The sequence below is a fragment of the Geomonas sp. Red276 genome (genome assembly GCF_054784495.1).
On sequence record NZ_BLXW01000087.1, the window covers coordinates 1 to 1,790 of the forward strand.

Consider the following 1,790-nt stretch of genomic DNA (forward strand, 5'->3'; position numbering starts at 1 on the left):
ACGATTCTTCACGGCAGCCTCCTCGGATGGAATGTGCCGTGATTATATGAACCACCTACGACGTAATATGTCGCGCTTGTCTTCCAGCGGAAGATTGGCGCTAATCAGGTAATCTTATGGGCGTCCCCTTCCCTTGCCCTTGCCTACCGCGACAAGTTTAGAGATTTCGACGCCAAGTTGAAACATTCTAAGCATGGCCTTGTCGCCTCCCTCGTTGACTTGATATGCTGTTACATGTAACATCTCCCTGTCAAGGAGGTGTAGCATGCAACCGGGCAAGCAAAGAGTACAAAGTCACCGGCAAAAACTTCGGGCGGCGGGATTTAAGCAGGTGCAGATCTGGGTGCCCGATCCCAATGCGCCGGGATTTGCCGAAGAATGCCGTAGGCAGTCGCTTCTTGTTCAGCAGGATCCGAAGAACCTAGAGGATCTGGAGGCATTTTCGAGCCTGGCTGACTGGGATGATGGGCAATGAATCGGGGGGACCTGGTCCTGGTCGCTATTTCAGGGGCCTATGGCAAACCCCGGCCTGCCCTGGTGATTCAGACCGACTTCTTCGGGAGTCATCCGAGCGTTACCGTCTGCCTGGTGACCTCGCATCTCGTTGACGCCCCTCTTTTTCGGTATCAGGTGGAGCCGTCATCAAAAAACGGGCTGGAGTCCGTTTCTCAAATCCAGGTAGACAAGATTATGACTGTGCCGAGAGAAAAGATAGGCAACGTAATAGGAGCCCTGACCGGGAAAGAGATGAGTGCAGTCACCAAGCTTTTATCCTTTTGGGTCGGTGTAGCAGGGTAACAGCCAACCCCAGCAGAGAACCTGATCGGTGCTTGACCTCCGATAGCACCAACTCTCCCTCCCTCATCCCCACCTGCCCCCGTGACATTCAGGACAGAGAGATTCAGAAGCATATCAAGACGGGCCCTCCCTCCCCCGACCCTCGTAACCTATCTCGCCAATTCCGCCACAATAAATGCAAGCAAAGACTGAAGTGTCACCCATTAAAAGGCTGTCCGTCAAGGGCAATAAGGTGCCCTAAGCAAGAAATGGGTCTTTTCCTACTTTGTTGTCATCGGTGACCGCCATCCGTACCATTGCCGTTATTTCTTTTGTTTCGATGTCAGCCTTTGCTGCACCCAGTCACCCATCAGGATCAAGGCCCGTTTTGAAGTTTTGGATAGTTTGGGCCCCTTCCGCTTTTCGCGGACCAGAAAACCTTCGGTTCCAGGCCGTGTCCAATCGTTTGTTTCAGGTCTCGTGGTTGTTAACCAGCCCCTTGCTGGCTCACGGCGTGGGCAGTAAAGACGTCGATTACCGATATGTTACTGGGTGGAGCGGCTGCCAATCAGGTCTCGTGGTTTTACCAACCCCTCCGGCGGGCTCACCGCTCCAGCCAGTTCTCAGGTAAATATTTTCTCGGGAACAAACTCAACCTGGTCCCGCATGATATGGTACGCAGCTCTTGCTAGCTTATGGGCAAGCGATGCATGCGCGACCATGAAGTTGGTCTTTCGCAACTTGCGGTTGTAATAGGCCCTCGCCTTGTCATCGTACCGTCGTGCGAATTCCGCAGCTTCGGAGAACGCCCAAGAGAGATACTTGTTTCCGTTCTTCTTATTACCTTTCCCTTTCGTCTTGTCGTTGCTGATCCACCGGGATGACTGCGCATTCCGCTGAAGTCGGCCACCCAATCCGACGGAAGTCGGCCGGGTGTTCCGATTGAAGTCGGCCACCCCCTGAGGGGTGCGCCGCTGGGTGTTGGTTACTGTCTCACATGGTTTCGCACGGGT

2 protein-coding genes and 1 pseudogene are annotated in these 1,790 nt (G+C 53.8%); 2 read left to right on the forward strand and 1 reads right to left on the reverse strand.

The features are described 5' to 3' along the window. Nucleotides 1-265 precede the first annotated feature (265 nt). Nucleotides 266-475, forward strand: coding sequence for an antitoxin MazE family protein (locus tag ACYVL5_RS23530; RefSeq protein ID WP_460597982.1), 210 nt, complete (start codon nucleotides 266-268; stop codon nucleotides 473-475). Continuing rightward, nucleotides 472-798 carry a type II toxin-antitoxin system PemK/MazF family toxin gene (locus ACYVL5_RS23535; RefSeq protein ID WP_460597983.1) on the forward strand — a complete coding sequence of 109 codons (327 nt, stop codon included), beginning with the start codon at nucleotides 472-474 and terminating at the stop codon, nucleotides 796-798. Before ACYVL5_RS23530 ends, ACYVL5_RS23535 begins: the two co-directional genes overlap by 4 nt. 602 nt (nucleotides 799-1,400) lie before the next feature. Here ACYVL5_RS23535 and ACYVL5_RS23540 read toward each other — a convergent pair. Then, nucleotides 1,401-1,790 (reverse strand): annotated as a pseudogene (locus tag ACYVL5_RS23540) (hypothetical protein); the annotation flags it as partial.